Origin of the sequence: Thermotoga neapolitana DSM 4359 (assembly GCF_000018945.1) — a bacterium.
Classification (GTDB): domain Bacteria; phylum Thermotogota; class Thermotogae; order Thermotogales; family Thermotogaceae; genus Thermotoga; species Thermotoga neapolitana.
The window spans coordinates 793060-817946 of sequence record NC_011978.1; the positions used below are offsets into that span (position 1 = coordinate 793060).

Sequence of the window (24887 nt, forward strand, 5' to 3'; positions counted from 1 at the left end):
CTCTACTTGAAAGACATAGAGATTCCCTGCAAGAATTGCTTTCTGAAGATCAAAAAGATAAGAACCATGGGTATCGTCTGAATCACAGACCCTGCCATCAGCGGACCAACGTAGGCGGCGTACTCATGGTTGAAGGTGGCCAGAAGAACAGAAAGCGGCATTTTATTGTAGTCTTTCACCACCATGAGGGGCCAGAGGAAGTTGTCCCAGATTCCTATGAATGTGAAAAGACCCACGATAGAGAGGGTGCTTCTCGAGAGGGGAATCATCACTTTAAATATTATCCACAAGGTGCTCGCACCGTCAATCTTTGCAGCTTCTATGTAATCCTGTGGAATCGTTTTGTAGGACTGCGTGATCATAAAAAGACCCCACGCACTCATGAGAAAGGGAACGATCATGGCCGGGTAAGTATTGTAAAGGCCAAGTTTTCTTATCAACACAAAGAGAGGAATGATGAACATGAACCCCGGAAAGAGCATCTGAAAGATAATGAAGTTGAATACGGCATTGCTTCCTTTGAATCTGAGTTTTGCCAGACCGTATCCGATTATTGCAGAGGTCAGGACCACAGAAAGAGTCACAGTGACCGTGACAAAGACACTGTTCAGGAAAGCCCTCAGAAAGGGTCGTTCCATCTTTTCTGCCATTGTGAATATGTATTCGTAATGTTCAAGAGTTATTCTTGTTGGAAAGAACCTCGTGAAGATCTCTTCTGCTGGTTTTATCGATGAGAGAAACAGCCAGATATATGGATAGATCCATATCAAAGCAAGGACCAACATCACCCCGTGGAAGATAACCTCCTTAACCTTCTTCATACTATGGTCACCTCTTTTTCAATGACCTTTCTGATGAAGATGACTATCGAGAAGTTTATGAGAGCGGTCATGACCGCTATGGTTGTCGCGTAACTGGGATTTATCCTCTGAAAGGCGGTGTTGTACATGTAAAGCATGAACGTGAGAGTTCTGTTCATGGGACCTCCACCCGTGATCATGTATGGTTCGGTGAATATACCAAAGGAGAGGTTCACAGCCAGAATCAAAACCGTCACGATGGCAGGATTCAGGAGAGGAAGTGTGATCTTCCAGAATCTGATCCATGGAGTTGCACCATCCAGCTCTGCTGCTTCATATATGGACTTTGGAATGGCTTGAAGTCCTGAGTAAAGAATGAGGCCGTAGTATCCAACGAACTTCCAGGTGACCATGATGGCTATTGTCAGCATTGCAAGCTGTGGATCGGTGAACCACGGTATCGTGATACCGAAGGTGTTGTACAGGAACCTGTTTATCGGTCCCACCTCTGAAAAGATCCTCTGGAACATAATGGAGTAGGCAACACCTGAAGAGACATAAGCGACTAAGAAGCTGAGAGTCACAAAGGTTTTGAAATATTTCATTCTGTTCAGAGCGAGTGCAAACAGGATAGAAGCAACGAACACCATGGGGATGAAGTAAGAAAGAAAGTTCATCGTGTTCAGAAAAACTCTCCAGAACATCTTGTCTTCAAAGATCCGGAAGAAGTTCTGAAGGCCAATGAATCTGGGAGATCCCACGAACTTCCATTTGGAAAAAGCAAGAATCAACATCCAGACGAACGGATAGCCCCAAAATATCGCCGTGTAGAGAAGATATATCGATATCAAACTCCAACCCAATCCCGCTTCCTTCTTTTTTAGCGACATTCTATCCCTCCTGATGAAAAAGGTGAGGGGATGTCCCCCTCACCAGAGAAGTGCGTTGATCTCTTCGACGGCTCTTTTCAGTGCTTCTTCGGGGGTGGCTTTCAGGTACATGAGAGGCTCAATCAGGTACGTGGTCATGGTGTTTTGGACATCAATCGTGTTGGTGATCAGTGCTGGAGGAACAGCGTATGCAACCGCTTCTGCTATCTTTGCAAAGTATGGATCCTTCATGTACTCGGCAAACACAGGATTCGTTCCAAGATCTTCTCTGGCTGGCGGCATGTGGGTGAGTTCGATCCATCTTGCATCGTTTTGGGCATTGGAGAAGACCCATTTGATGAACTCGAACGCTTCTTTCTTATATTTGCAGTGTTTGAACATCACAAGTCCCTTGGTATCGGCGAACGTGTAGACAGGTTTGTCTTCGGGATAGTTGTCTGGAACAGGAGGAGGTGTCATCACTATGTGTGGGTAGACGTCGGGATAGTGCTCTTTCGTGTAGCTCAGATGCCACGGTCCCATGATCTGGCCAAGGATCGTGCCGTTTTCAAATGGATCCTGTCCCAGATCTACAGCAGTCCAACTGTTCTTGAAGAGAGTGTAGATAAACTCAGCAACGGCCTTTCCGTACTCATTGTCGAAAACTGCTTTTCCGTTTTCGATGTAGGGTTTTCCGCCGCTTGCTGCGTAGTAGAACGTGATGAAATCAAACCATCTGTCCCACCAGTTTCTTCCGGCTACGGCTCTTATAACGTACCTTTCCTTGGGAACGACCCATTTTCTGGCTACTTCGTAAACTTCAGAGTAAGTTCTTGGAGGCTTCTCGTAACCTAGTTCCTTCAAAAGATCTCCTCTCCACCAGAAGAGCATCGGGTTAGAGTAAATGGGGATCACGTAGTAGTGTCCGTTGAGTTTCCAGCCTTCGAGTATGTTTCTCATTTTCCTTGCGTCTGCAAGTTTCCAGAACTCTTCTCCGAACTCCTCATCGAAGGCAACCAGAACATCCAGTTCCTCTGCAAGTTGAGCTGCAAAACCACTGAAGATGTTGGTACAGATATCGGGGGCGTTTCCGGCAGCGATGGCGTTCAGGATGGCCTCCTCAGAACTTCCTGCCGCTGGTATGACGGACCATTCGATCTGAACATCCGGATGCTCTGCGTTCCACTTTTCAACGAGGGCTTTCCAGAAGGCTTCCTGGTTTGGATTTGGAGCCGTCCAGAACACGATCTTTTTGACATCAGCGAGTGCAAAGACCGAAAGAGCTACCAGAGTGATGAAAAGAACCCTTTTCCACATAAAGATCCCTCCTCTATAGAAGGTTGAAGTCATTTTGTGCTTTTTCTCTTTACAAACTGAGTGAAGACAAGTGTTCGAAGAGGATGGGGATTCACCTTTGTCAACAATTCGTGTAAGCGCTTACATGCAACACAACCCATTTCGTATTTGAACACCCTCAAAGTGGTCAGCGGTGGATCGAAATTTTCTGCGTCAACAATATCGTCGAAACCTACAACGGAAACGTCATCTGGAATTTTCAAGCCATGTTCTTTGAGTCGTTTGATCACCCAGAAGGCAATGCTGTCGTTGGATGTAAAAATGGCCTCGGGTATTCCGTAAGAGTTCAGCATTATATCTACAATTTTTCTTGTACCTTCTTCTGTATCATCGCATTCATAAAAACGAGGCATCAGACCGGCTTTTTCCATGGCGTCTTTGTAACCGTCGTATCTCATCTTGAAACCATACGGTTGAAGCGGTCCGTGAATGTGTACGATCTTTTTGAACCCTCTGGATATGAGGTAATTCGTTGCGTAAACAGCACCGTCGTATCCATCACTTATCACACAATCCACTCTTTCACCGGGTATGTAATGATCCACGAGAACAAAGGGTTTCTTCTCGGATTTCGCCTCTCTTATGAACTCTCTTGTGACGTCTCCACCAACGAATATGTATCCATCTGTGTCGGTGTACTTTGAAAATTCCTCGAGAAATTTCAATTCCACTTTTATCCCCAGTTTCTCACAATTTTCCTCTATGGCTTTTATTATCACTCCGTAGAACTCACCGAGAATACCGCTGGTTTGAAGGGGCGAAAGAATTCTTTTGCTGGCGAAAATATAAGCGTGGAACAGTTTTCCCTTCGAAGCGAGGATTTTCGCCGAGATTTCTGGCCTGTATCCGAGTTCTTCTATTGCTTTCCAGACTCTGTATCTGGTTCTTTCAGAAACGTACCCTGATCCGTTTATCACCCGTGAGACCGTGGCGATGGAAACTCCTGCAAGTTTTGCAACATCTTCTATTGTTGGCAATCTCTACACCTCCTGTAAGCGCTTACATAACCTTTATACAAAAAATGCCCATGTTAAATCAAGCTCCATTTTTTGCAAATATCTGTCAATATATCCAAACAGGAGAAATTATTCCGTTTTATGATCAAAAATCGCAATTTTACAAAAAAAAAAATAAAAGCCCCCTTGCGGGGGCTTTTTTATTTTGCGTAAGCAACGCTTCTTTTTTCTCTTATGACCACTACCTTAAGCACACCTGGATATTCTAGTTCCTCCTCTATCTTCTTTGAGATGTCGTAAGCGAGTTTTTCGGCGAGTGCATCGTCCACCTTGTCCGGTTCAACTATCACCCTTATTTCTCTTCCCGCCTGAATAGCGTATGCCTTTTCAACATACTTGAAGCTCTTTGCAATTTCCTCGAGTTTCATGAGTCGCTTGATGTAATTTTCCAGGCTTTCTCTTCTTGCACCTGGTCTTGCGGCAGACAGTGCATCGGCGGCTGCCACGAGCACCGCTTCTGGTGTTCTTGGATCTTCTTCTCCGTGGTGACTGAGTATCATGTTGATGATGTCTTCTTTTTCACCGTATCTTCTGGCAAGTTCTGCCCCTATGGTGGTGTGTGATCCTTCGAGTTCCTGATCCACCGCTTTTCCTATGTCGTGGAGCAGTCCACCTCTTCTTGCTTTGTCGGCATTCAAACCGAGTTCCGAAGCCATGTAGCCAGCAAGAAGAGCCACCTCTATGGAATGGTTCAAAACGTTCTGACCGTAACTTGTTCTGTATTTGAGTTTTCCAAGGAGTTTCACGAGTTCCGGATGGAGTCCCATAACTCCTGCTTTGAATGTGGCTTCCTGTCCTGCCTCCTTTATGGCCTTCTCAACTTCCTGTTTTGCCTTTTCGTACATCTCCTCTATCCTTGCAGGATGTATCCTCCCATCTGCTACGAGTTTTTCCAGAGTGATGCGGGCGATCTCCCTTCTGAGTGGATTGAAACAGGAAAGCACAACCACTTCTGGTGTGTCGTCTATTATCAGATCGACGCCTGTGATCTTCTCAAAGGTCCTGATGTTTCTTCCTTCCCTTCCTATGATTCTCCCTTTCATATCATCGGATGGAAGAGAAACGGTGGAAACGGTGATTTCTCCCACGTAATCCGGCGCGTATCTTTGTACGGCAAACGCTATGACCTTCTTTGCTTCTTTTTCGGCCTCCTCTTCTACCTGCTCTTTCATTTCTTTGTAGAGCTTTGCAAGATCGTGTTCGTATCTCTGTCTCGCTTCCTCCAGAATCAACTCTCTTGCCTCCTCAACGGTCATACCCGCGAGTTTGTTGAGTTCTTCGTCTATTCGTTTTTCCTTTTCTTCCACTTCTTTCATCTTCTCTTCCAGTTTTGCTTTCATTTCCTCGATCTGGATTTCTCTCTTTTCCAGATTCTCTTCCTTTCTGGTGAGAAGTTCTTCCCTTTTTAGAAGCCTTTCCTCGAGTGATCTGAGTTCTTCTTCCTTTCGTGCTCTTTCTCTTTCGAACTCTTCCCTCAATCTGTGAACTTCTTCTCTACCTTCCACAATGGCCTTTTTCTTTATCTCGTTTGCTTCCTTTTCTGCTTTTTCAAGGATGGACTTTGCGTCTTTTTCTGCCTTTTTGAGTTTTTGATTTATCTGATAGCTTGCGATTAGATATCCCACCAGAAGTCCTCCGACACCTGCGAGTACATACCACAACATCATCGTTCACCTCCATCTATTTGATCGAGAATTTCCTCGATGTGAGAAATCTCGAACCCTCTTTTGTAGAGGTAGTCTTTCATTTCCTGGCGACTTTCAAAACGTGTCTTCAATCTCTTCAGCTCTTCAGGAAAATCTATTTCAGAGAGAGCTCTTTCTATCGCCCTTTCGGATGTTTCTTCGTCTACTCCGAGTGATCTCAGTTTCATCTTCACTATCTTTGGTCCAAAGAGCTTCAAGCGCATCTCGTCCACTGCAAAAAGATAAGCAGCCTTCTCATCGTCGATGTAGCCTTGCTTTTTCAATGTGGCGATCGTGTTTTCAACCTCTTCATCAGAAAAACCCTTGCTTTTCAAACGATTTCTCAGTTCGTTTTCAAACCTGACGCGGTATTTTAAGAGTCTCAAAGCGTACTTAAGAGGATTTGTCTGCTTTCTCTGGTTCCTTCTCCGTTTGCCGTAGTAAGCCATATTTTTCCTTTATTCTCCTTTCGATTTCCTCCGCTATTTGTGGATTTTCCTTGAGGAACTGAACGACGTTGGATCCGCCCTGTCCCAAAGAGACTTCTTCTCCTTTAAGAGTGGTGTAGTAGTACCAGCTGCCCTTCCTGGTTATAACACCTTCGTCCACCCCGATATGGAACAATTCGTACTCCCTGTCGATACCTTTTCCGTAGATGATGTAGGTTTGAGCTGTCTTGAACGGAGGTGCCACTTTGTTCTTCACGATCTTTACGTTCACCACGTTGCCTATGACGTCTTTTCCTTCCTTGAGTGCTTCTCCTCTTCTGACCTCGAGTCTCATGGTTGCATAGAACTTCAGGGCAAGGCCACCGGTTGTAGTTTCAGGGCTTCCAAACATGACGCCTATCTTCATCCTTATCTGGTTTGTGAATATGACAACTGCTTTCGATTTGTTCACACTCCCTGCGATCTTCCTCAGTGCCTGTGACATGAGACGTGCCTGAAGTCCCACCTGCATGTCTCCCATGGCACCTTCTATCTCGGCTCTGGGTACCAGTGCGGCGACGGAATCAACAACGATGAGATCCACAACACCGCTTCTCACGAGTTCGTCCACTATCTCGAGTGCCTGCTCTCCGTGATCAGGCTGGGAGATGAGAAGGCTCTTCAAATCCACACCAAGATTTTTCGCGTACACGGGATCGAGGGCGTGCTCTGCGTCTATGAAAGCGGCCACACCACCCATCTTCTGGGCTTCCGCTATAGCGTGAAGTGCCAGCGTGGTCTTTCCGCTGGACTCCGGTCCGAAGATTTCCACGATCCTTCCCCTTGGGTATCCTCCAACGCCGGTTGCGATGTCGATCGCGATGGAACCCGTCGGAATGACCTCCACAGGCTGGACCTGGGTTTCGTCACCCAGTATCATTATGGAACCCTTGCCGAAGTTTTCTTCTATCCTCTTCAAAGCCTTCTCCAGTACACTCTTTTTCTGCTTTTCCTCAGCCATGTCTGATCAATCCTCCTTCGAAATGACATTCGTAAAGTGCTCTGTAAATAGGACCTGAAGGTGTCAGTGTGGAGGAATAAATCTTAAAACTGTCCACCGCCACCTCAACGGGGGAAAAATCGATGTCTTCAACCAGTTTTTCCCACTTGTCAGGATAGTACTTTACTCTGCCTATGGTGATGTGAGGTATGAACTTCTCTTCAAAGGAAAAACCGTGATGTGAAAGTTCATTTCTCAGCTCCTCGTACAACCTGTTGAGACGGTCTGCGTTTTCCACTCCAAGCCAGAAAACCCGGGGGGCTTTCCCCCTTCTGAAATATCCGAAACCTTTCACCGTGAAGGAAAACGAAGGAAACCCTCTCACACGCCTGCAAAGATGCTCTGCTATCTCAGAAACTTTCTGTTCAGTGACTTCTCCAAGAAAAAAGAGGGTGAGATGCAAGTTTTCTTCAGAAACCCAACTTGCACCGAAACCTCTTCTCATGAGTTTTTCAATAACTTCGGAAGCCTGTTTTTTGACCTCATCGTTCACATCGATGGCAATGAAGGTTCTCATGTGCTATCCCTCCATATTCATAAATCTTGCAAGGTCCATCGTGTACGTGATCCCGGACAGAATTGTTACCGCAAATGATATGATCACGAGTGACTGCAGAATCGGTGGTTCAAGAAATCCCAGTTTGAGAAGAAAAACTCCTATCAGCACCACAAACTGAGATACGGTTTTCATCTTTCCTGTCCATCTGGCTGGAACGACGTTTCCCCTGCTCGCTGCCAGGATCCTGAGACCGTTCACAAAGGTGTCCCTTGCAAAAACAGTCAGAACGTACCAGATCGGAAGAATATCCATCATCGAAACGGCTGTGGATATCACAAGGATCTTGTCTGCCACCTGATCGAAGACCTTTCCGAAGTCCGTAATCTGATTTCTCCTTCTTGCGAAGAAACCATCCAGATAGTCTGTGAACGCAGCAAACAGGAAAACAAAAAAAGCCAGAGCGTACCAGCCTTCCATGTAGAACCAGACAACAGGTATCGTCAGAACTGCCCTCAGAATGGAAAAGAAGTTCGCCAGATTCATCGAGCAATCCCCCACATGTCGTACTCATCGTGTTCTTCTATGGTTACTTCGAGAAAATCTCCCATCTCACCCCTTCCTTTTATGAAAACAACTCCGTCCACCTCGGGAGCTTCTGTAAAGGTGCGCCCTATCAGATAGCCGTTTTCTCTTCCCTCAACGAGTGCCTTCATACTTTTTCCCACGAACCTGTCCAGTCTTTCGTAGGAGATCTCTGCTTGAAGGAGCAGGAGTTCTTCCTGTCTTCTTCGGGCTGTTTCTGGATCGACTTTGTTTTTCAAAGAAGAAGCGACTGTTCCTTCCTCGTCCGAGTAAACAAAAACACCGAGTTTGTCGAATTTTACCTCTTCCACGAATCTCTTCAACTCTTCAAAATCTTCTTCAGTTTCTCCTGGAAAGCCCACTATTACACTGGTTCTGAGAACAGCATCCGGGGCTTTATCTCTTATTCTCAACAACATGTTTTTCAACTCTTTAGAACTTCTGATCCTTCCCATGAGGGTCAGTATCCTGTCGCTTCCATGCTGAACGGGAACGTCGAAGTAGTTCACAACCTTTTCCAGTTTCAGGATGGTGTCTATTATCTCGTCCGTCAGGTGATCGGGATGAAGGTACATGACCCTAATCCAGAAATCACCCTTTAGACTGTTCAGCCGTCTCAAAAGATCAGACAGGGCCTGTTTCCCGTAGAGATCTTCACCGTAAGAGGTCGTATCCTGGGCAACCAGGATTATTTCCTTTTTTCCCTCTGCAAGAAGATCTTCCACCTCGTGAACTATGTCTTCTACGCTTCTACTTTTCAGGTTCCCTTTGAAGGAGGGTATAGAACAGAAAGTACACTTTCTGTCGCAACCGTCGGATATTTTCACGTACGCGTAGGGCTTTTCCTCCAGATTTATCCTCTTTCTGTAACTGTAGACAGTCTCAGGGCGCTGTGGTACCAGATCCTCTCCGTTCTCGAGAAGCGAGACGATTTTTTCCGGTGCGACAACACCTATCCACTGGTCCACCTCTGGGATTTCTTTTTTCAGTTCCCTGTAGTATCGCTGAACGAGACATCCTTTCACAACGAGTCTGTAACCGTAATCCTCTTTTGCCTCGACGAACGAGAGGATCTCATCTATCGATTCCTTCTTGGCATCCTCGATGAAGGCACAGGTGTCTAACACGACAACGTCTGCTTCTTCCACGTTGTGGACTATCTCATGTCCTCTTTCTTTGAGAAGACCTGCCAGAATTTCACAGTCGGCTTCGTTCTTCGGACAGCCAAGTACCTTTATTCCAACTTTCACTTCAGGATTTTCCTCCTCTTCTTCAGATAGATCTCTCTGATCTTTTCCAGATGCTTCTTGTACTCTTCTTCTCTGTAGTTCGGATAGGTGAACTCCATGTCTTTGAACTTTCCTCTCACGTAAGCAAGCGTCACTTCGGCGTAGATTCCCTTTCCTATGTAGATGCGGTTCCCCCAGTGCTTTGTTGACGCAAGAACGAACTGTGTATGGTGGATGTATCCTGGGTCGATGTTCACTTTTCTTTTTCCCTCTATGGAAAACATCTTCTCTATGGAGTTCGTCTCCAGTTTTATGTCTGCAAGTTGATAGGGGTGTATGAGTCTTTCAAAACTCACCAGTTTTCCCTTCAGGCCCTGTCCCATCTCTTCTGAATAGTAAAGTGTGTATTTTTCAAAATCGAGGTTGTCGGAAACATAATCCATTGGTCCAAATCTTTCCTCGAGAACAGGCTTTAACTCGTTGAACCAGTAATCTATGTGAGATGCGAATATGAACATGACCAGATTCACCAGATCCGGTACCTTCACCTCTCCCACTGGACCCTCACCTCGAACTCTTTGAGTTTTATCTTCCACTCTTCAGATGCAGTTCTCAAGATGACCTCGCCCTGAGTCTCCACCGTGTACTTTCCCTCCGAAAGTGGGATTGTTCCTTTCACCGTTTTGCCGTTTAGAATCACTTCATCTGAAGTGATCAGGTACGCTGGTGGTGTTCTCTGCAGTCTGAGATTTTCAAAGATCGCAAAAGCAAGAAGCATCACTCCTATCACCAGAAATGGAATCAGAACAAGGTTGTGACTTCTGCTTTTTTCCTCCTCTTTCTTTCTCTTCTCTTTCTTTTCTTGCGGTGCTACGTCACCTTTTCCCTCCTCGTACATTTTGAGCATCTCTTCTGGAGGGAGTTCTAAAAATTCTGCGTATCGTTTTATGTAGCTTTTGACATAGATTTCTGCGTCGAGATTTTGAAGATCTCCCTCTTCAATGCGTTTCAGTTTAGAGGGATTTATGTTTGTAAACAAAGACGCATCAAGGAGCGTGATGCCTTTTTCTTCACGCTTTTTCCTGAAAATTTCCCCCATCTCTTTCCATTTTTCGCTCAAAACAATCTCCCTCCAGACATCCGTCTGGTTCAAGGCTGAATCTATTTTATCACAGTCCGGAAAAAACTTCTCAGAAGAGACCCTTCTTCAAGCGCTGGGTGTAGATGTGTGCCATTCTGGTGGGCTCTGGAAGTCTTCTTCCAGGTAAGGTGAACGACTTGACCAGCCTGATGGAACTTTCCACATCTATAAGATGGCCGGGGGAGACAAAGATGGGGGCACTTCCTTCCCTGGTCCTCATCACACAGCCTATTATCTCTTCGTTATCGTAGAGATAACTCCAGGAACATCTTCTGTTCTCCGGTTCTCTGTAGGTTCCATAGAGCCTCGACTTTGCTACACCGATCGTTGGTATCTCTATGAAGAGTCCCATGTGCGACGCGATACCGAGTTTTCTTGGATGTGCGATACCCTGTCCATCGAAGACCACAACGTCTGGCTTCGTCTTCAGTTTTTCCCATGCTTTCAAAAACAGAGGGCCTTCTCTGAAGGCAAGAAGTCCTGGAATGTATGGAAAATCAACCTTTCCTCTCTCTGAGACGAGTTCCACTATCTTGAAGGTGGGATATTCCATCACTACGATCACAGCAAGTCCTTCTTCTCTTTTTGGAAACGAAAGATCAACCCCCGCCACGTACTTCGGTTCACCCTCAAAGGGTTTGAAGAGAATCTTCTCTCTCAGAACATTCTGGATCTTCATTGCCTCTTCTGGGGATAGATCCCACTCGTGAAGTTTTTTGTAGGTCACCTCTTCTCACTCCCTGAAATCATCTATCAATATCAGCGCTGAAACAGGAAAATCCAGGTATATCCTGTTTTCTGCCAGTTTTTCCAGAATGAAATAGTATTCTTCGAAATCTTCTTTTCTGTCGAATCGATGAACCGTGAACCTCCTCGACGGGTGTGCTTTTTTGAGAATCTCCAGGATTTCTTTTTCTTTCTCTATCTGCGCTATGAAGACCTGATCACCTTCTAATTCTCTGGATATACCAACGTCCTCCCAGACGACTCGATCTGGTTCAAATCCTACCCTTTCTTTCCAGACACCCCTTAGATTTGCCTCGAACACCCTTGAAACGAGTGAAGAAATGTTCACAACCACCAGATTCAACGAAGAGGTTTCCATGCTGTCTTCTTCAAACAATTTTTCCTTGAACATAGAAAGTTCCTTTTCGTTCACAAAGACCTCTCCGTTTTCACTCACAACGTAGGGAAGCGTGAAAAACTGCATCTTCAATCCTTCTCTTACCTTCAAAAAGAGCGTTAGAAGTTCGGAGAGTTTTATGTTCGTTTCGATGTAGGGACTCACCTTTCTGTATATGTTCGAGATCTCAAAAGGACTTTTGTTCAGAGCCTTGCTGAGGAGTTTTTTGAGCACGTCCTTCTGGCGTTCTATTCGTGCGAGATCCCCCATGGAGTCCTTTCTGTATCTAATGTACGCAAGAAGCTGTTTGCCAGACAACATGTAAGGTACACCAGGTTTGAAGTCTATGACGAGATCTTGAGAGAGGTCTTCATAGAACATCACTTCGTTCGGGATCACCTTCACCGGTCCGAGTTCATCTCCGAGAACCCTGAATGCCCTGTAGTCGAAAACCACGTAGGAATCTATCTTCATTCCGAAAATCGATTCGACGATCTGAAAGAGCTTTTCAATTCCAAAGGAGTTATAAATGGAGTTGATCTTTCTTCCCTCAATTATCAGATCACGGGGTATGGAAACAAAGGAGAGCACTCCCTTTTTCCAGTCGAGCACACCGAGCACTATCACATCGGTTCGAACGGTGTGCTCGATCTCTTCGTCTTTTCCGAGAACAAGAAAGACATAAGGATTCTTCACTTCTCCTTTGAAAAGAAAAGACACCACTCTGTTCAGGAAAAATATGGATGATATAATTAAAAAGAAGGCTAAACTAATTGATAAAAAAAGCAGTATTTTTTTCGTCATGCCATCACCCTGTCTGTATTCTATCACCACGGAGGTGATATCCATGAAGATAGGCATAGTTGGTCTTGGAAGAGTGGGTTCCAGTACCGCTTTTGCACTTCTGATGAAAGGACTGGCAAGGGAAATGGTGTTGATCGACGTCGACAGAAAGAGGGCAGAAGGAGACGCCCTCGACCTCATACACGGGACACCGTTCACAAGGCGTACAAACATATACGCAGGAGACTATAAAGACCTGAAAGGATCCGATGTGATCGTAATTGCTGCGGGTGTTCCGCAGAAACCGGGTGAGACCAGGCTTCAGCTTCTTGGAAGAAACGCCAGAGTGATGAGGGAAATAGCCCGGAACGTTTCAAAATACGCTCCTGATTCCATCGTGATAGTTGTTACAAACCCGGTTGACGTGCTGACCTACTTTTTCCTCAAGGAATCTGGAATGGACAGAAGGAAGGTTTTTGGATCGGGAACCGTTCTGGATACCGCAAGGCTTCGAACTCTGATTGCCCAGCACTGTGGTTTTTCCCCAAGAAGTGTTCACGTGTATGTGATAGGAGAGCATGGTGATTCTGAAGTTCCAGTCTGGAGCGGTGCCATGATCGGTGGTATACCCCTTCAAAACATGTGCCAGATCTGCAACAGGTGCGATTCTCATATCCTTGAAGAGTTTGCAGAGAAGACTAAAAGAGCAGCGTACGAGATCATAGAAAGAAAGGGAGCAACACATTACGCTATTGCCCTTGCGGTAACAGACATAGTGGAGACGATTTTCTTCGATGAAAAAAGAGTTCTGACACTTTCGGTGTACCTTGAGGATTACCTCGGAATACAGGACGTGTGTATCAGCGTTCCTGCGGTCCTTGGTAGGCATGGTGTGGAAAGGATCCTGAAACTTGAGTTAAGCGAAGAAGAAATGAAAGCATTCAGAGAATCCGCAAAAATATTAAAGAGTGCCATTGAAGAGATTCTGGCCGAAGAGAACAAAGAGTAAAACACACAGAGTGAACAGAATGTACAGGGTGTCGGTGAGTTTCCACTCAAGGTCTCTGTACTTCACCCTGGGTGGCTCTCCCGTGTAAAGACGAGCCTCCATTGCTGTTGCGAGTTCCTCTGCCTTTCTCAAGGCAGAGGCCAGCAGAGGAACGATGATCACAACGAGGGCTTTCAATCTATCGATGAACCTTCCTCTTTCGAAATTTGCCCCCCTGGCTATCTGGGCCTTCAGTATCCTGTCTGCTTCCAGGGCCAGAATGGGAACAAACCTCATGGCAATTGTCATCACCATGCCGATCTCATGGCCCAGTTTTCTTGCCCCAAGAAGTGAAAAGAGACTCTCTATCGCCCGCGCCGTCAGCAAGGGAGGGGTGGTGGCGGAGAAGTTCTCTGCAAGAAGAATGATCAGAAGCAGTCTCAGGAGTATGTAAACGGCCGACAGGATCGCCTTATCCGTTATAAACCAGACGATTCTTCTGCCATCCTGAGGTGAGAGAAACTGTACCACCACAGCGAAAATTATCAGAAACCACAGGCTTTTCAATCCTGCAAGATATATCCTGAACCCAGTTCTGCTGAGAAGTATAAGCAAAAAAACGACCGCACCGGGAACGATGTAAAAAACAAGATTGGGCACGATGAGAATGGAAGTTATCAGAAGAATCATGCCCAGGAGTTTCGCACGTGGATCGATTTTGTGTACAATCGAATCTGTCGGAATGTACCTTCCGATGAGAACCGTCGGTAGCCTCATTTTTTGCCCTTTTTCTTTTTGTTCCTTTCCTCGTAAGCACCGTCGAGGAGTTTTTTCATCTTTTTCAGCTCACGATAGACAAGGTAGTTCACACTGCCCCTTTCGAACTTACCCGTTCTGGTGAGTTTTCCTGCTTTCATTCCCGTTACGATCTCTATCGCGTCGTCCACCGTCTCCACGGTCCATATGTGAAAGAGCCCTTTTTTCATGGCCTGAACGATTTCATCTTTCAACACAAGATTCTTCGCGTTGGCCTTTGGTATGATCACACCCTGCTCTCCATCGAATCCCCGGCTCTTGCATGCCCTGAAAAATCCTTCGACCTTCTCGATTATTCCTCCAACCGGCTGGACTTCTCCATGCTGGTTTATAGAACCCGTTACAGCTATTCCCTGCTTTATGGGAACTTTAGAAATGGCCGAAAGAAGTGCGAGTGCTTCCGCAAGAGAAGCACTGTCCCCTTCCACTTCACTGTAGACCTGCTCGAAACTGATGGATGCACTCACAGAGAGAGGAAATTCCTGGGCGTACCTGCTTCCGAGGAACCCTTCCAGTATCAACACCGCCTTGCTGTGGATTTTTCCACTGAGATCCGCTTCTCTCTGAATGTCCACAACCCCTGGTCTTCCAAGATAAACCTTCGCCGTGATCTTCACAGGCACTCCAAAAGAGTAATCTCCAAGATCGAGTACCGTCAGGCCGTTAACCTGACCAACTTTTGATCCGGTTACCTCGATCATGAGATCGAATTTCTTTATCATTTCATCGTATTTTTCTTCAAGAAGATTCTTCCTTTTCTCCATCGCATCAAAGGCCCTGATGACGTGCGAGGATGTGGTTACCGTTGAACCATCCATCCTTGCCAGTTCACCGGATTCAACTATGAGGTTCACTATGTCTCCAAAAACTGCGGAGAGTTTGGTGCTGTCTTTTGCGTGCCTCATGGCATACCAGATGACTCTTTTCACGGCTCCCTTGTCGAAATGAGGCAGGTTCTTCTCCCGGCAAACGGCAGATATGAAGGATGTGTACTTCTGGACGTTGAGTTCATTTCTGGGAATTTCCCAGTCGAACTCCGCCTTTATCTTGAACAGTTTCCTGAAATCCGGATCCAGTTCGTAGAGAAGTTCATAAAGATAGGGTGTTCCTATGACGACAACTTTCAGGTTGAGAGGGATTTTATCGGGCTTCAACGTGATGGTATTGGAAATTCCGAGAGTGGTTTCCAGGTTTTCCGCGCCGATTTGCCCTTCCAGGAGAACTCTCTTCAGGTTGTACCACACATAGGGTTGACTAAGGAGCCTTTCTGCTTCGAGGATCAAAAAACCACCGTTTGCCCTGTGAAGGCTTCCGGATCTTATCATCGTGAAGTCGGTCTGAAGGAATCCTCCTCTCACGTAGTATTCAATTTTTCCAAACAGGTTGGAGTACGTGGGATTTGTCTCGTAAATCACGGGGGCACCATCCAGACCGGAGTTGTCCACGATCAGATTCAGGGAGTACTTCCTCATGTAGATTTCTTTTCTCTCTTTGGCGTCCATTTTCAAAAAATCGATCAGGTTTTCCATTATGTCCTTCTTTATATCCTCCAGGAATTTCCTTATCGTTTCTCCTTCGAATTCGCTCTCCACTTCAGAAAAGAGGGGTTCTATAGCGAAAAGGGCTGTTCTTTTGTGAAACTCTTCGAGGGATTTTCTGAACTCTATATCCAGTTTTCTGATCCTGTAGAGTGTGCCATCGACAAGGTGTTTCAGTTTTATCTGTCTTTCTTCGATCTCCCTTTTTGCACTGTCTGGCAGAGCGTTTATTGCCTCTGGTGAAAGGGGTTTGCCATCCACCACGGGGAGCATCACGACACCAGCGGGCGTCAGTTGAACCATGAAACCAAGTTCTCTTGCCTTTGCTTCAAGACTTTCCCAGAGTTCTTTTCTCATACGAGAGAATCTTTCTTCCATTTCAGAAATCCTTCTGGCGAATTCTTCGCTCTCGAAGGCTTTGTTCAGAACTTCTACCACTTCGTTTATCAGATCCTCGAGCCTTTTCTTGAAAATCCTACCCTGACCTGGTTTGAAGGATATCGCCCTTGGTTCATAGGGATTTTCGAAGTTGTAAACGTAACCCCAGTCTTCTGGAACGGGAAGGTTTTTTGCTGCATTCTGGAGCATCATCTGAACGAATGTGCGTCGTCCTGTCCCGGTAACACCGGTGACGAACACGTTGTAGCCTTTCTCTCTGATCTTTATTCCCATCTCTATGGCTTCTCTTGCTTTCTTCTGACCTATGAACCCTTCACTGGGAGGAATTTCCTCTGTGGTGCGGAAATTCATGAAGTCAAGGTCGAAATTGTTTATTTCCTCCGGTTTAAGTTTTCTGATCATAATGCCACCCCTTTTTTGCGTGATCACATTTTATTGTACAATATTCGAAGAGGAAGTGACTCAGTTGAAACGAGAAAGGGTGGGATTGATGGGAAACGTCATAGTGGTTACTTCCGGTAAAGGAGGGGTGGGTAAAACCACCGTCACCGCCAACCTCGGATGTGCCCTTGCAAAACTTGGAGAAAAGGTCTGTCTTATCGATGCGGACATAGGCTTGAAGAACCTCGATATAGTACTTGGCCTTGAGAACAGAATAGTTTACACGCTGATTGATGTGGTGAACGGAAAGGTCTCCCCCCAGGAGGCCCTGGTCAGACACAAGGTGCTGAAAAACCTCTACCTTCTTCCTGCCTCTCAGATAGCCACAAAGGAGATGGTCTCTCCTGAAGACATGAAATCGATTGTCAAAGAACTGGTGCCGAATTTCGACTACATAATCATCGACTCCCCGGCGGGTATCGAGAGGGGATTCAGAAACGCTGTAGCACCGGCTGAAAGAATCCTGGTGGTCACCACCCCGGAGGTTCCCGCTATCTCCGACGCAGACAGGGTGATAGGACTTTTGGAGAACTTCGGCTTCTCGGATGATAAGATTCATGTCGTGATCAACAGATTCAAGCCACATATGGTGAAAAAAGGAGAGATGCTCACCACGGATGACATCAAACACACCCTCTCTCTGGAGATCATAGCCGTTATACCGGATTCTGAGGAGATCATCATCGCTTCTAACACTGGAACACCCGTTTCTTTGAACGGAAATACCAGGATCTCCAAAAACTTCGAAAATCTTGCAAGGAGAATACGGGGAGATAGGGTGCCTCTGGAAGAAGATTTCGCAACCGTATCCAGGGGGTTCTTTGATTCTCTAAAGGATTTCTTCTCAAAATTCAAGAGGGGATGATACGATGAAGTTTCTGTTCTGGGAGTTTGGAAAGAAGAAAAAGAGCAGGGATACCGCCAGAAAAAGACTGGAACAAATTGTCGGACAGACGAAGAGAAAGCAAATGAACATAACGGAGATCATTCCAAAGGAGGTCCTTGATAAAAACTCCGACAAGATAAAGGAGAGGATCGCAAGTTGGCTCTCTGAGACGTTCAACGTGGAAAAGGACAAGATAAAAATAGACCTGGAAGAAAGGGAAGGCCACGTTGTTATAATCACAAACGTGTTCTTCAAGTAGGGGGTGTAAAAGATGGTGAAGAAGTTGACGTTACGATCTTCCTCCCGTACTCAGTTCATCGATATCACATCAGAGGTTATTCGGGTGATAGAGGAATCGAAGGTGAAAAGCGGCATCTGTGTGGTCTTTGTTCCGCACACGACCGCAGGTGTGACGATGAACGAAAACGCCGATCCAAGCGTAAGACACGATATAATGACCACGCTTGGAAAACTCGTTCCTGCCGCGGCAAATTATACGCACCTTGAAGGAAACGCAGATTCCCACATAAAAGCTTCTCTCGTTGGCTCATCCGTTACACTCATAATAGAGAACGGCCGGCCGCTGCTTGGAACGTGGCAGGGGATTTATTTCTGCGAGTTCGATGGTCCAAGAACAAGAAGCGTTTATGTGAAAGTTATGGAAGACTAAAGAAGACTTGCCTTCATTTTCTCTTCCAGAGAAATCTCCGTGAGTTCCTCCACGAACACCATTTTCGGTGGTTCTATTCCGTTGAAATACGTGTTGTACTCCACCGTGTATGCTCCTGCATTGACAAAACAGACAAGATCGTTCAGGGTGATGGTTTTTGGGAGGAGAATCCTATCGTATATAACGTCAACACTGTCGCAAGTTGGCCCTGCAAGATGATACTCTTCCAGTTCGTCGTTTTCTTTTCCCAGCACTCTCACTTCGTACTCGAAATTTTGCATGGTTTCGGCAAGACCATGGAACACACCGGCGTCCAGGTAGACCCACTTTTCTCCATTTCGTTCGCTTTTCAAAAGCACTTTCGTGACCAGCCAGCCGGCTTCTCCCACCATGTACCTTCCAGGTTCTGAGATGAGTTTCAATCCGTGAACGAACCATAGGTTTTCATCGATGGCTTCTTCGATGACTCTTCCTATTTCTTCCATCGTTGGAATGGGCTTTCTGTGTTGAACAGGAAATCCTCCACCGACGTTCAACAGAAAGAGATTCAATCCGGACCTCATGGCTTTTTTGAAGATCTTTCCAGCAACAGAGATTGCTTTTCTCCAGCTTTCAGGGTTCAGATTCTGAGACCCCACATGGAAACTCACTCCGGCGGGGATCAGTTTCATCTTTGCTGCATAGAAAAGGAGATCCAGAGCGTGATCCGGGTCGGTACCGAACTTTCTGGAAAGGGGCCAGTCCGCATCGGATCCATCCGTTGCTATTCTCACGAAGATCCTGCTGCCCGGTGCACTGATCGCTACTTTTTCTATCTCCATTTCACTGTCAACAGCGAAAAGTCTGATTCCGTTTTTGTACGCAAACGCTATGTCTTCTTCTTTCTTTATGGTGTTACCAAAACTCATTCGCTTGCCCGAAATTCCAAGGGCAAGGAGTTTTTCTATCTCTCCTTTCGATGCTACGTCAAAATTGCATCCCAGTTTTGCCAAAAGCGAAAGAATACGGGGATGGGAATTTGCTTTCACAGCGTAGTAAATATCGGCACCCTTCAACGCTGCTTTCATTTCTAAGAATTTCTTCTCCACAACGGAAAGGTCAAAAAGAAGAAACGGTGTTTTGGTTACCTCAAGGGCTCTTCGCACCCAGTATTCCATTTCAGATCCTCCCTGAAGAGTTTTTGCATATAAAGAATAGTGGAAGATGTCCCCTTTAAAAAGTAAATTTACGTTAAGATGATCTGACGTATAATGAACGATGGTATTACAAAATACGGTATCCTTACTTCAGGAAAGAAAAACAAACGTTTTGACAAAGCGCGTTCCGGGGTGTACACTTAGGAAGTGCCGCATTGAGCGGAAAGATTTTGAAAAGGAGTGATTTTTTCATGAGAGGTACGGTTAAGTGGTTTGACTCCAAGAAAGGCTACGGTTTCATCACCATGGAGAACGGAGAAGACATCTTCGTGCACTGGTCAGCGATCCAGATGGATGGTTTCAAGACCCTCAGGGAAAACGAACCTGTTGAGTTCGATGTCCAGCAGGGAACCAAGGGCCCTCAGGCTGTCAATGTGAGACCTGTTAGATAATCGAGGACGAAACCAATCCAGGCCCCGGTGTTCATCACCGGGGCTTTTTTTGATATATTAGAAATCGGACTCAAAAAAATCGGGAGGTGCTCGATTTGGTCAGAGTTAGATTTGCACCGAGCCCAACGGGACACCTTCACGTTGGAGGAGCAAGGACTGCCCTTTTCAACTGGATGTTCGCAAGAAAAGAGGGCGGAAAATTCATTTTGAGGATAGAGGACACCGATCTGGAGAGAAGTTCTATGGAATTCGAAAGGCAGATCCTTGACTCTCTGAGATGGTGTGGACTTGACTGGGATGAAGGGCCCGATGTGGATGGAGATCATGGTCCGTATCGCCAGAGCGAAAGGCTCGATATCTACCGTGAACACGCAAGAAAACTGGTGGAAGAAAAGAGGGCCTATTACGTTGTATACGATAAAGAAGATCCCACCAGAGAACTGTTTTCCACGTTCGACTATCCCGAAGAGTACGCCAGAAAAGGCCATCCTGTCACGGTGAAATTCAAAGTCCTTCCAGGAAAGACCACGTTCGAAGACTTGCTGAAAGGACAGATGGAATTCGACAACTCCACCATAGAGGATTTCATCATCATGAAATCGAACGGGTTTCCCACGTACAACTTTGCCGTCGTAGTAGACGATCATTTGATGGAGATTTCCCATGTCTTCAGAGGAGAAGACCACCTTTCGAACACACCAAAGCAGATCATGATCTACGAAGCGTTCGGCTGGGAAACACCTGTTTTCATGCACATTCCTCTCATACTGGGACCAGACAGAACTCCCCTCAGTAAAAGGCATGGTGCAACCTCCGTTGAGCATTTCAGAAAAGAGGGAATCTTGAGCAGGGCCTTGATGAACTATCTTGCCCTTCTTGGCTGGAAAGTGGAAGGAGACGAGATATTCACCATAGAAGAGCGGCTCCAGTCCTTCGACCCAAGAGATATTTCCAACAAGGGTGTAATCTTCGACTATCAGAAACTCGAATGGGTGAACGGAAAACATATGAGAAGGATCGAACTGGACGATCTGAAGAGAGAATTCGTAGAATGGGCAGAGTACGTAGGTAAAACAATACCCGATGTTGACGATGAGTACTTCCTCAATTCTCTTCGTATATGTAGAGAGAAGGTGAACACACTCTCTCAACTGTACGATATCATGTATCCGTTCTTGAGCGAAGAGTACGAGTACGAAAAAGATTACATCGAAAAGTTCTTGAAAAAGGAGGAATCCGAAGAGGTCCTGAAAGAGGTGAAAAAAGAACTGGAAAAGCTGGACAACTGGAACATGGAGCAAATAGAAAGAGTTCTGAGAGAGGTTGCAGGAAGAGGCATTGCCTCGAAAAAGGTGGTTTTTCAGCTGGTGAGGGGAGCTGTGACGGGAAAACTGGTCACACCAGGGCTCTTTGAAACAATAGAGGTGCTTGGAAAGGAAAGGACACTGAGAAGACTCGAAAGAACTTTGCGTTTCTTAAAAGATCTGTAAAATACATATGTTAAAACAAACAAGGGTGAGAAAATGAGGTTGGCCTTTTTCGGTGATGTGCATGGTAATCTTGAGGCTCTGAACGCTGTTCTGGAAGATATACAGAGAAGAGGTGTGGACGAGATCTTTTGTCTTGGAGACCTTGTGGGATACGGACCTGACCCTGAGGCAGTCGTTCAGTTGATAAGAGAAAAAAACATCAAAACTATCATGGGAAACTACGACGATGCGGTGGGTTATTCAAAGGAAAGTTGTGGATGTTCTTACTCACCGGGAAGAGAAACTGAAGTGGGTGATATCTCACTCAACTGGTCCATTGAACGCACTTCCGAAGAGACAAAAGAATTCTTGAGATCCCTTCCAAAAAGAATGAGTTTTGAAGTCGAAGGAGTAAAATTTCTCCTCGTTCATGGAAGCCCCTTCAACGAACTCCTGGAGTATGTAAAACCAGACACTCCCTCCGAAAGGTTAAAAGAGATAGCCAGTAAAGTCGAAGAAAGCGTAATCGTAAACGGACACACGCATCTTCCCATGGCAAGATGGGTTTTGGGCAAACTCATCTTGAATCCTGGAAGTGCAGGCAGGCCGAAAGACGGTGATCCGAGGGCTTCATACATGATCGTAGATGTCAAAAGTGGTGTGATCTCTTTCGAAACGATCAGGGTAGTCTACGACGTGAAAACCACCGTGGAAAAGATCGCAAAGAAGGGTCTTCCGATTGAACTTGCAACGGTTCTGGCACTCGGCCAAACGTTCGATATGGGACCAGGAAAAGTCACATTCACTCTGAAATAGCAAAGGCACAGCAGCCTTTGAACTTTCCAGATCCATCGACAGGTTTTGTCACAACATCGACGAGGTCTTTCACGATGCTTTGAAGTTCTTTCCTGTACGTACCCTTTGGTTGCATACAGCCTAGAATAACTGTTTTGAACAATTTTCTTGCTTTTTTGAAGATGCGAAGAATTTCTTTTGGATCCGGTGGGGAATACTTGCCAAATGGAGTGTTCGGTGTTGGAATGAAAACATTCAGAACAATGGAATCTGTTTCCTTCGAGAGGATCTCCAGTGCTTTTTCCTCATGGCTGATCTGACCACCGAGTATCCCTATTGTGATGTGAAACACCACTTTCCTGTAGAAACGAGAAATGTTCAGAATGTCCTCAGGTGTAAGATCGAGTCGATAGATTTTCTTTAAAACGCTGGTATCTCCGAAGAAATCCATGGAAACCACATTAGCAAGTTCTCTTGCCAGTTGAGACTTCTGAAAACCCACATGGAAGTTGTAGAGAAGGTTATACTTCTTCTTGTATTCTTGCAATTCATCTTCATAGCGCTCAAAAGGAATGGAACCGTCGGGAAGCATACCACCACTTATCAGAAAACTTCTGTATCCTTTTTCCACATAAACTGGTATCTCCTCAACGGAGATCATGTGTTTCAGGTAATGAGCTTCGCAGTGAGGACAGTTCAGAGAGCAAAACGTTCCCGTCACACTCACAGGGATCGTGTGGGATGGATCGACCGTCACGGACAACACCTCGTTTTGTGGAAAATCGTACAAATGATACCATTATGAGGTTACAATTTGTCTGGGGGGTGATGGTATGAGAAGGTATCTGGTACTGTTTCTTGTTCTTCTGCTCAGTGTGTTTCTCCTTGGTGTAAGACTCACCATTCTTCATGTAAACGACACCCACGGACATGCCTGGACGTTCGACGAATATCAAAATCCAGGAATAGGGGGACTCGCCGCTATTGCAACGATAGTAGAAGAGGTAAAAAGAGAAGTCGAAGAACAGGGAGGATACGTGATCTTCCTTCACGCAGGTGATTTGAACACAGGGGTTCCTGAATCCGACCTTCAGGATGCGATACCGGACATCGTGGGCTACAACATGATAGGACTTTCTGCCATGGCTGTGGGAAACCATGAATTCGACAATCCGAGGGACGTTCTTCTCAAGCAGATGAAGTTCGCTGATTTTCCGTTTCTTTCCGCAAACATCTTAAAGGAAAACGGAGAGCCGTTCTTCACACCGTACATACTCAAAGATTTTGGCAAATTAAAAGTCGCCATAATCGGTTTCACTACAGAGGAAACAACGATCCTTGAACCTCTTTATCTTGAGGATCTGAAGTTTGAAAACGCTCTGAAGGTGGCACAGAAGATAGCACCTGAACTGAAAAACCAGGCGGATGTTGTGATCGCCCTTGCCCATCTTGACTGGGGAGAACCAAAAAAGGAAAATATCACCACAACACACCAGCTGGCAAAAGTCGATGGAATAGACGTAGTTGTAGCAGGCCACAGTCATGTTCTCGGCTCTGAAGTGGTGGATGAAAAGATAATAGTTTCTGCGGGTGAATATGGGAAATACGTGGGAAGGCTTGATCTGGATATAGAGGATGGAAAGATCGTAGCATGGCACTGGCAGGCCATCCCCGTTAATTTGAAGGCGTACAGAGACGGAAAGTATGAATATGTTGGAAAACCCTATCTTGAGAACAGATACGTCGCGAAAGCGCTCGAATACTTCAGAAAAGTCGGCAACGAAAAACTCGATACTGTGATTGGAGAAACGAAGATCTTCCTTGACGGTGAAAGGGAACACGTGAGATCGAGAAATACAAATCTCACCAATCTCATAACAGATGCTATGAGATGGAAAGTGAAAGCAGACATAGCGCTCACAAACGGTGAAGGAATAAGAGCCTCTATAAAACCTGGAAAGATCACTGTGAGGGACATCCTCACAGTTCTCCCGTTTGGGAACACTCTTTATGTTCTGGAACTCACCGGTGAACAAATCATGAAAGTCCTTGAATACTCCGCCACAATACCTGAAGGAAAGGGAGCGTTCCTCCAGGTTTCTGGGCTTACATGGAAGAGCAAAGATGGAAAAGTCGTGGAAGTTCTGGTGAATGGAGAACCCCTGGATCCGAAAAAAACATACAGGGTCGTGACGAACAACTACATGGCAGGAGGAGGAGATGGCTATACAATGCTCAAAGAATGGGGAGGCTACGACACAGGCTTCCTCATGTCAGACGCTGTCATAGAATACATACAAAACGTTTTAAACGGTGTGATAGAAGAGTACGATAACTCACAGAGGTACGTCAGAGAATGAGGTGGGGATTCCCCGCCTTTTATTTTTTTTCTCATTCCTGAAGACTTAGTTTGAAAATTATAAGTGTACAACAACATAATTTTATTTACTAAACCAGGGTAAGTTCCATTTATTCACAAAGTAGGTGGTGATTGTAACTGGCACAGGAAGAAGGATGTGGAGTATGCAACTGTCGGTAACAAGAAAAATTCATGCGGGTTTGAGAGAAATGATGTATGCAAGAAAAATGGAATAGTGAGTGAGAAAGTGAAAAAAGATCTGAGAATATGCCTTCATCTGCGATCATGTATCTGGCATAAATAAAGAAACCACACACTTAGTTTCTAACCTTTTAAGGAGTACCTTTTTAAACAAACTTGTGAAAAC

The 24887-nt window shown here is 45.6% G+C and carries 26 protein-coding genes; 8 read left to right on the forward strand and 18 right to left on the reverse strand.

What is annotated here, in order from left to right; all coding sequences use genetic code 11:
* Nucleotides 1-2: 2 nt before the first annotated feature.
* The 14 genes from CTN_RS03880 to CTN_RS03945 all read right to left on the reverse strand — a co-directional run bounded on the left by CTN_RS03880 (nucleotide 3) and on the right by CTN_RS03945 (nucleotide 12649).
* Nucleotides 3-821: a carbohydrate ABC transporter permease gene (locus tag CTN_RS03880; RefSeq protein WP_015919281.1), complete on the reverse strand. Its 819-nt coding sequence runs from the start codon at nucleotides 819-821 to the stop codon at nucleotides 3-5.
* Nucleotides 818-1690 carry a carbohydrate ABC transporter permease gene (locus CTN_RS03885; RefSeq protein WP_015919282.1) on the reverse strand — a complete coding sequence of 291 codons (873 nt, stop codon included), beginning with the start codon at nucleotides 1688-1690 and terminating at the stop codon, nucleotides 818-820. Before CTN_RS03885 ends, CTN_RS03880 begins: the two co-directional genes overlap by 4 nt.
* Before the next feature lie 39 nt (nucleotides 1691-1729).
* Nucleotides 1730-2986: an extracellular solute-binding protein gene (locus tag CTN_RS03890; protein ID WP_038067158.1), complete on the reverse strand. Its 1257-nt coding sequence runs from the start codon at nucleotides 2984-2986 to the stop codon at nucleotides 1730-1732.
* Nucleotides 2987-3015: 29 nt separating this feature from the next.
* Entirely contained in the window at nucleotides 3016-4002 is a 987-nt protein-coding gene (locus tag CTN_RS03895) for a LacI family DNA-binding transcriptional regulator (protein WP_015919284.1), read from the reverse strand.
* Between the two features lie 179 nt (nucleotides 4003-4181).
* Nucleotides 4182-5705, reverse strand: a complete 1524-nt coding sequence (gene rny, locus CTN_RS03900) for a ribonuclease Y (protein WP_174872579.1) — start codon at nucleotides 5703-5705, stop codon at nucleotides 4182-4184.
* The gene (locus tag CTN_RS03905) at nucleotides 5705-6175 is read right to left on the reverse strand and encodes a regulatory protein RecX (RefSeq protein ID WP_038067162.1); all 471 of its coding nucleotides are present in this window, start codon (nucleotides 6173-6175) and stop codon (nucleotides 5705-5707) included. Before CTN_RS03905 ends, rny begins: the two co-directional genes overlap by 1 nt.
* Complete coding sequence (gene recA / locus CTN_RS03910; protein WP_015919287.1) at nucleotides 6120-7175, reverse strand: recombinase RecA; 1056 nt, start codon at nucleotides 7173-7175, stop codon at nucleotides 6120-6122. Before recA ends, CTN_RS03905 begins: the two co-directional genes overlap by 56 nt.
* On the reverse strand, nucleotides 7168-7731 hold the full coding sequence (thpR, locus tag CTN_RS03915; protein WP_015919288.1) for an RNA 2',3'-cyclic phosphodiesterase: 564 nt from the start codon (nucleotides 7729-7731) through the stop codon (nucleotides 7168-7170). The genes recA and thpR overlap by 8 nt, the downstream gene beginning before the upstream one ends.
* Nucleotides 7732-7734: 3 nt before the next feature.
* Nucleotides 7735-8256 (reverse strand): CDP-diacylglycerol--glycerol-3-phosphate 3-phosphatidyltransferase, encoded by a 522-nt coding sequence (gene pgsA, locus CTN_RS03920; RefSeq protein ID WP_038067167.1) that lies wholly within the window; start codon nucleotides 8254-8256, stop codon nucleotides 7735-7737.
* Nucleotides 8253-9545 carry a 30S ribosomal protein S12 methylthiotransferase RimO gene (gene rimO, locus CTN_RS03925; protein ID WP_015919290.1) on the reverse strand — a complete coding sequence of 431 codons (1293 nt, stop codon included), beginning with the start codon at nucleotides 9543-9545 and terminating at the stop codon, nucleotides 8253-8255. The genes pgsA and rimO overlap by 4 nt, the downstream gene beginning before the upstream one ends.
* Nucleotides 9542-10081: a DUF4416 family protein gene (locus CTN_RS03930; RefSeq protein WP_038067169.1), complete on the reverse strand. Its 540-nt coding sequence runs from the start codon at nucleotides 10079-10081 to the stop codon at nucleotides 9542-9544. The genes rimO and CTN_RS03930 overlap by 4 nt, the downstream gene beginning before the upstream one ends.
* A complete protein-coding gene (locus tag CTN_RS03935; protein WP_038067172.1) occupies nucleotides 10069-10644 on the reverse strand; it encodes a helix-turn-helix domain-containing protein in 576 nt (191 codons plus the stop codon). Before CTN_RS03935 ends, CTN_RS03930 begins: the two co-directional genes overlap by 13 nt.
* Nucleotides 10645-10714: 70 nt before the next feature.
* A complete protein-coding gene (gene nfi / locus CTN_RS03940; RefSeq protein WP_015919293.1) occupies nucleotides 10715-11392 on the reverse strand; it encodes an endonuclease V in 678 nt (225 codons plus the stop codon).
* A 6-nt stretch (nucleotides 11393-11398) separates the two neighbouring features.
* Nucleotides 11399-12649, reverse strand: coding sequence for an LCP family protein (locus CTN_RS03945; protein ID WP_244857401.1), 1251 nt, complete (start codon nucleotides 12647-12649; stop codon nucleotides 11399-11401).
* Here CTN_RS03945 and CTN_RS03950 point away from each other — a divergent pair.
* Nucleotides 12636-13580: an L-lactate dehydrogenase gene (locus CTN_RS03950; RefSeq protein ID WP_038067175.1), complete on the forward strand. Its 945-nt coding sequence runs from the start codon at nucleotides 12636-12638 to the stop codon at nucleotides 13578-13580. The two genes, CTN_RS03945 and CTN_RS03950, sit on opposite strands and share 14 nt — an antisense overlap.
* Here CTN_RS03950 and ecfT read toward each other — a convergent pair.
* Nucleotides 13533-14336, reverse strand: a complete 804-nt coding sequence (ecfT, locus tag CTN_RS03955; RefSeq protein ID WP_015919296.1) for an energy-coupling factor transporter transmembrane protein EcfT — start codon at nucleotides 14334-14336, stop codon at nucleotides 13533-13535. The genes CTN_RS03950 and ecfT overlap by 48 nt on opposite strands.
* Nucleotides 14333-16714 carry a Lon protease family protein gene (locus CTN_RS03960; protein ID WP_038067177.1) on the reverse strand — a complete coding sequence of 794 codons (2382 nt, stop codon included), beginning with the start codon at nucleotides 16712-16714 and terminating at the stop codon, nucleotides 14333-14335. The genes ecfT and CTN_RS03960 overlap by 4 nt, the downstream gene beginning before the upstream one ends.
* Nucleotides 16715-16802: 88 nt before the next feature.
* Here CTN_RS03960 and minD point away from each other — a divergent pair, with 88 nt between their 5' ends.
* From minD to CTN_RS03975, 3 genes are read left to right on the forward strand one after another with little or no spacing between them, the layout of a single operon-like run.
* The gene (minD, locus tag CTN_RS03965) at nucleotides 16803-17618 is read left to right on the forward strand and encodes a septum site-determining protein MinD (RefSeq protein WP_038067349.1); all 816 of its coding nucleotides are present in this window, start codon (nucleotides 16803-16805) and stop codon (nucleotides 17616-17618) included.
* 4 nt (nucleotides 17619-17622) lie between these two features.
* Complete coding sequence (locus CTN_RS03970; RefSeq protein WP_015919299.1) at nucleotides 17623-17898, forward strand: hypothetical protein; 276 nt, start codon at nucleotides 17623-17625, stop codon at nucleotides 17896-17898.
* Nucleotides 17899-17910: 12 nt separating this feature from the next.
* Nucleotides 17911-18309, forward strand: coding sequence for a secondary thiamine-phosphate synthase enzyme YjbQ (locus CTN_RS03975; RefSeq protein ID WP_015919300.1), 399 nt, complete (start codon nucleotides 17911-17913; stop codon nucleotides 18307-18309).
* On the opposite strand, the gene CTN_RS03980 is transcribed toward CTN_RS03975, so the two are convergent.
* The gene (locus CTN_RS03980) at nucleotides 18306-19466 is read right to left on the reverse strand and encodes a type III PLP-dependent enzyme (RefSeq protein WP_015919301.1); all 1161 of its coding nucleotides are present in this window, start codon (nucleotides 19464-19466) and stop codon (nucleotides 18306-18308) included. The genes CTN_RS03975 and CTN_RS03980 overlap by 4 nt on opposite strands.
* Nucleotides 19467-19696: 230 nt before the next feature.
* On the opposite strand from CTN_RS03980, the gene CTN_RS03985 reads away from it, so the two are divergent.
* The 3 genes from CTN_RS03985 to CTN_RS03995 all read left to right on the forward strand — a co-directional run bounded on the left by CTN_RS03985 (nucleotide 19697) and on the right by CTN_RS03995 (nucleotide 22182).
* Nucleotides 19697-19897, forward strand: coding sequence for a cold shock domain-containing protein (locus CTN_RS03985; protein WP_038067352.1), 201 nt, complete (start codon nucleotides 19697-19699; stop codon nucleotides 19895-19897).
* Nucleotides 19898-19992: 95 nt separating this feature from the next.
* Entirely contained in the window at nucleotides 19993-21387 is a 1395-nt protein-coding gene (gene gltX, locus CTN_RS03990) for a glutamate--tRNA ligase (RefSeq protein ID WP_038067182.1), read from the forward strand.
* A gap of 33 nt (nucleotides 21388-21420) precedes the next feature.
* Nucleotides 21421-22182: a metallophosphoesterase family protein gene (locus CTN_RS03995; protein WP_015919305.1), complete on the forward strand. Its 762-nt coding sequence runs from the start codon at nucleotides 21421-21423 to the stop codon at nucleotides 22180-22182.
* On the opposite strand, the gene CTN_RS04000 is transcribed toward CTN_RS03995, so the two are convergent.
* The gene (locus CTN_RS04000; RefSeq protein WP_038067185.1) at nucleotides 22169-22918 is read right to left on the reverse strand and encodes a radical SAM protein; all 750 of its coding nucleotides are present in this window, start codon (nucleotides 22916-22918) and stop codon (nucleotides 22169-22171) included. The two genes, CTN_RS03995 and CTN_RS04000, sit on opposite strands and share 14 nt — an antisense overlap.
* Before the next feature lie 76 nt (nucleotides 22919-22994).
* On the opposite strand from CTN_RS04000, the gene CTN_RS04005 reads away from it, so the two are divergent.
* A complete protein-coding gene (locus CTN_RS04005) occupies nucleotides 22995-24521 on the forward strand; it encodes a bifunctional UDP-sugar hydrolase/5'-nucleotidase (RefSeq protein ID WP_015919307.1) in 1527 nt (508 codons plus the stop codon).
* Nucleotides 24522-24887: the final 366 nt, after the last annotated feature.

What these genes read in the sequence shown, in the direction of transcription:
- CTN_RS03945 (WP_244857401.1), bottom strand. Translation starts at nt 12,649, where the DNA reads ATGCCTATCTTCATGGATATCACCTCCGTGGTGATAGAATACAGACAG.
- CTN_RS03905 (WP_038067162.1), bottom strand. Translation starts at nt 6,175, where the DNA reads ATGGCTTACTACGGCAAACGGAGAAGGAACCAGAGAAAGCAGACAAAT.
- CTN_RS03995 (WP_015919305.1), top strand. Translation starts at nt 21,421, where the DNA reads ATGAGGTTGGCCTTTTTCGGTGATGTGCATGGTAATCTTGAGGCTCTG.
- ecfT (WP_015919296.1), bottom strand. Translation starts at nt 14,336, where the DNA reads ATGAGGCTACCGACGGTTCTCATCGGAAGGTACATTCCGACAGATTCG.
- CTN_RS03890 (WP_038067158.1), bottom strand. Translation starts at nt 2,986, where the DNA reads ATGTGGAAAAGGGTTCTTTTCATCACTCTGGTAGCTCTTTCGGTCTTT.
- CTN_RS03880 (WP_015919281.1), bottom strand. Translation starts at nt 821, where the DNA reads ATGAAGAAGGTTAAGGAGGTTATCTTCCACGGGGTGATGTTGGTCCTT.
- CTN_RS03980 (WP_015919301.1), bottom strand. Translation starts at nt 19,466, where the DNA reads ATGGAATACTGGGTGCGAAGAGCCCTTGAGGTAACCAAAACACCGTTT.
- CTN_RS03950 (WP_038067175.1), top strand. Translation starts at nt 12,636, where the DNA reads ATGAAGATAGGCATAGTTGGTCTTGGAAGAGTGGGTTCCAGTACCGCT.
- CTN_RS03885 (WP_015919282.1), bottom strand. Translation starts at nt 1,690, where the DNA reads ATGTCGCTAAAAAAGAAGGAAGCGGGATTGGGTTGGAGTTTGATATCG.
- CTN_RS03975 (WP_015919300.1), top strand. Translation starts at nt 17,911, where the DNA reads ATGGTGAAGAAGTTGACGTTACGATCTTCCTCCCGTACTCAGTTCATC.
- thpR (WP_015919288.1), bottom strand. Translation starts at nt 7,731, where the DNA reads ATGAGAACCTTCATTGCCATCGATGTGAACGATGAGGTCAAAAAACAG.
- recA (WP_015919287.1), bottom strand. Translation starts at nt 7,175, where the DNA reads ATGGCTGAGGAAAAGCAGAAAAAGAGTGTACTGGAGAAGGCTTTGAAG.
- rny (WP_174872579.1), bottom strand. Translation starts at nt 5,705, where the DNA reads ATGTTGTGGTATGTACTCGCAGGTGTCGGAGGACTTCTGGTGGGATAT.
- CTN_RS03970 (WP_015919299.1), top strand. Translation starts at nt 17,623, where the DNA reads ATGAAGTTTCTGTTCTGGGAGTTTGGAAAGAAGAAAAAGAGCAGGGAT.
- CTN_RS04005 (WP_015919307.1), top strand. Translation starts at nt 22,995, where the DNA reads ATGAGAAGGTATCTGGTACTGTTTCTTGTTCTTCTGCTCAGTGTGTTT.
- CTN_RS03960 (WP_038067177.1), bottom strand. Translation starts at nt 16,714, where the DNA reads ATGATCAGAAAACTTAAACCGGAGGAAATAAACAATTTCGACCTTGAC.
- CTN_RS03985 (WP_038067352.1), top strand. Translation starts at nt 19,697, where the DNA reads ATGAGAGGTACGGTTAAGTGGTTTGACTCCAAGAAAGGCTACGGTTTC.
- pgsA (WP_038067167.1), bottom strand. Translation starts at nt 8,256, where the DNA reads ATGAATCTGGCGAACTTCTTTTCCATTCTGAGGGCAGTTCTGACGATA.
- minD (WP_038067349.1), top strand. Translation starts at nt 16,803, where the DNA reads ATGGGAAACGTCATAGTGGTTACTTCCGGTAAAGGAGGGGTGGGTAAA.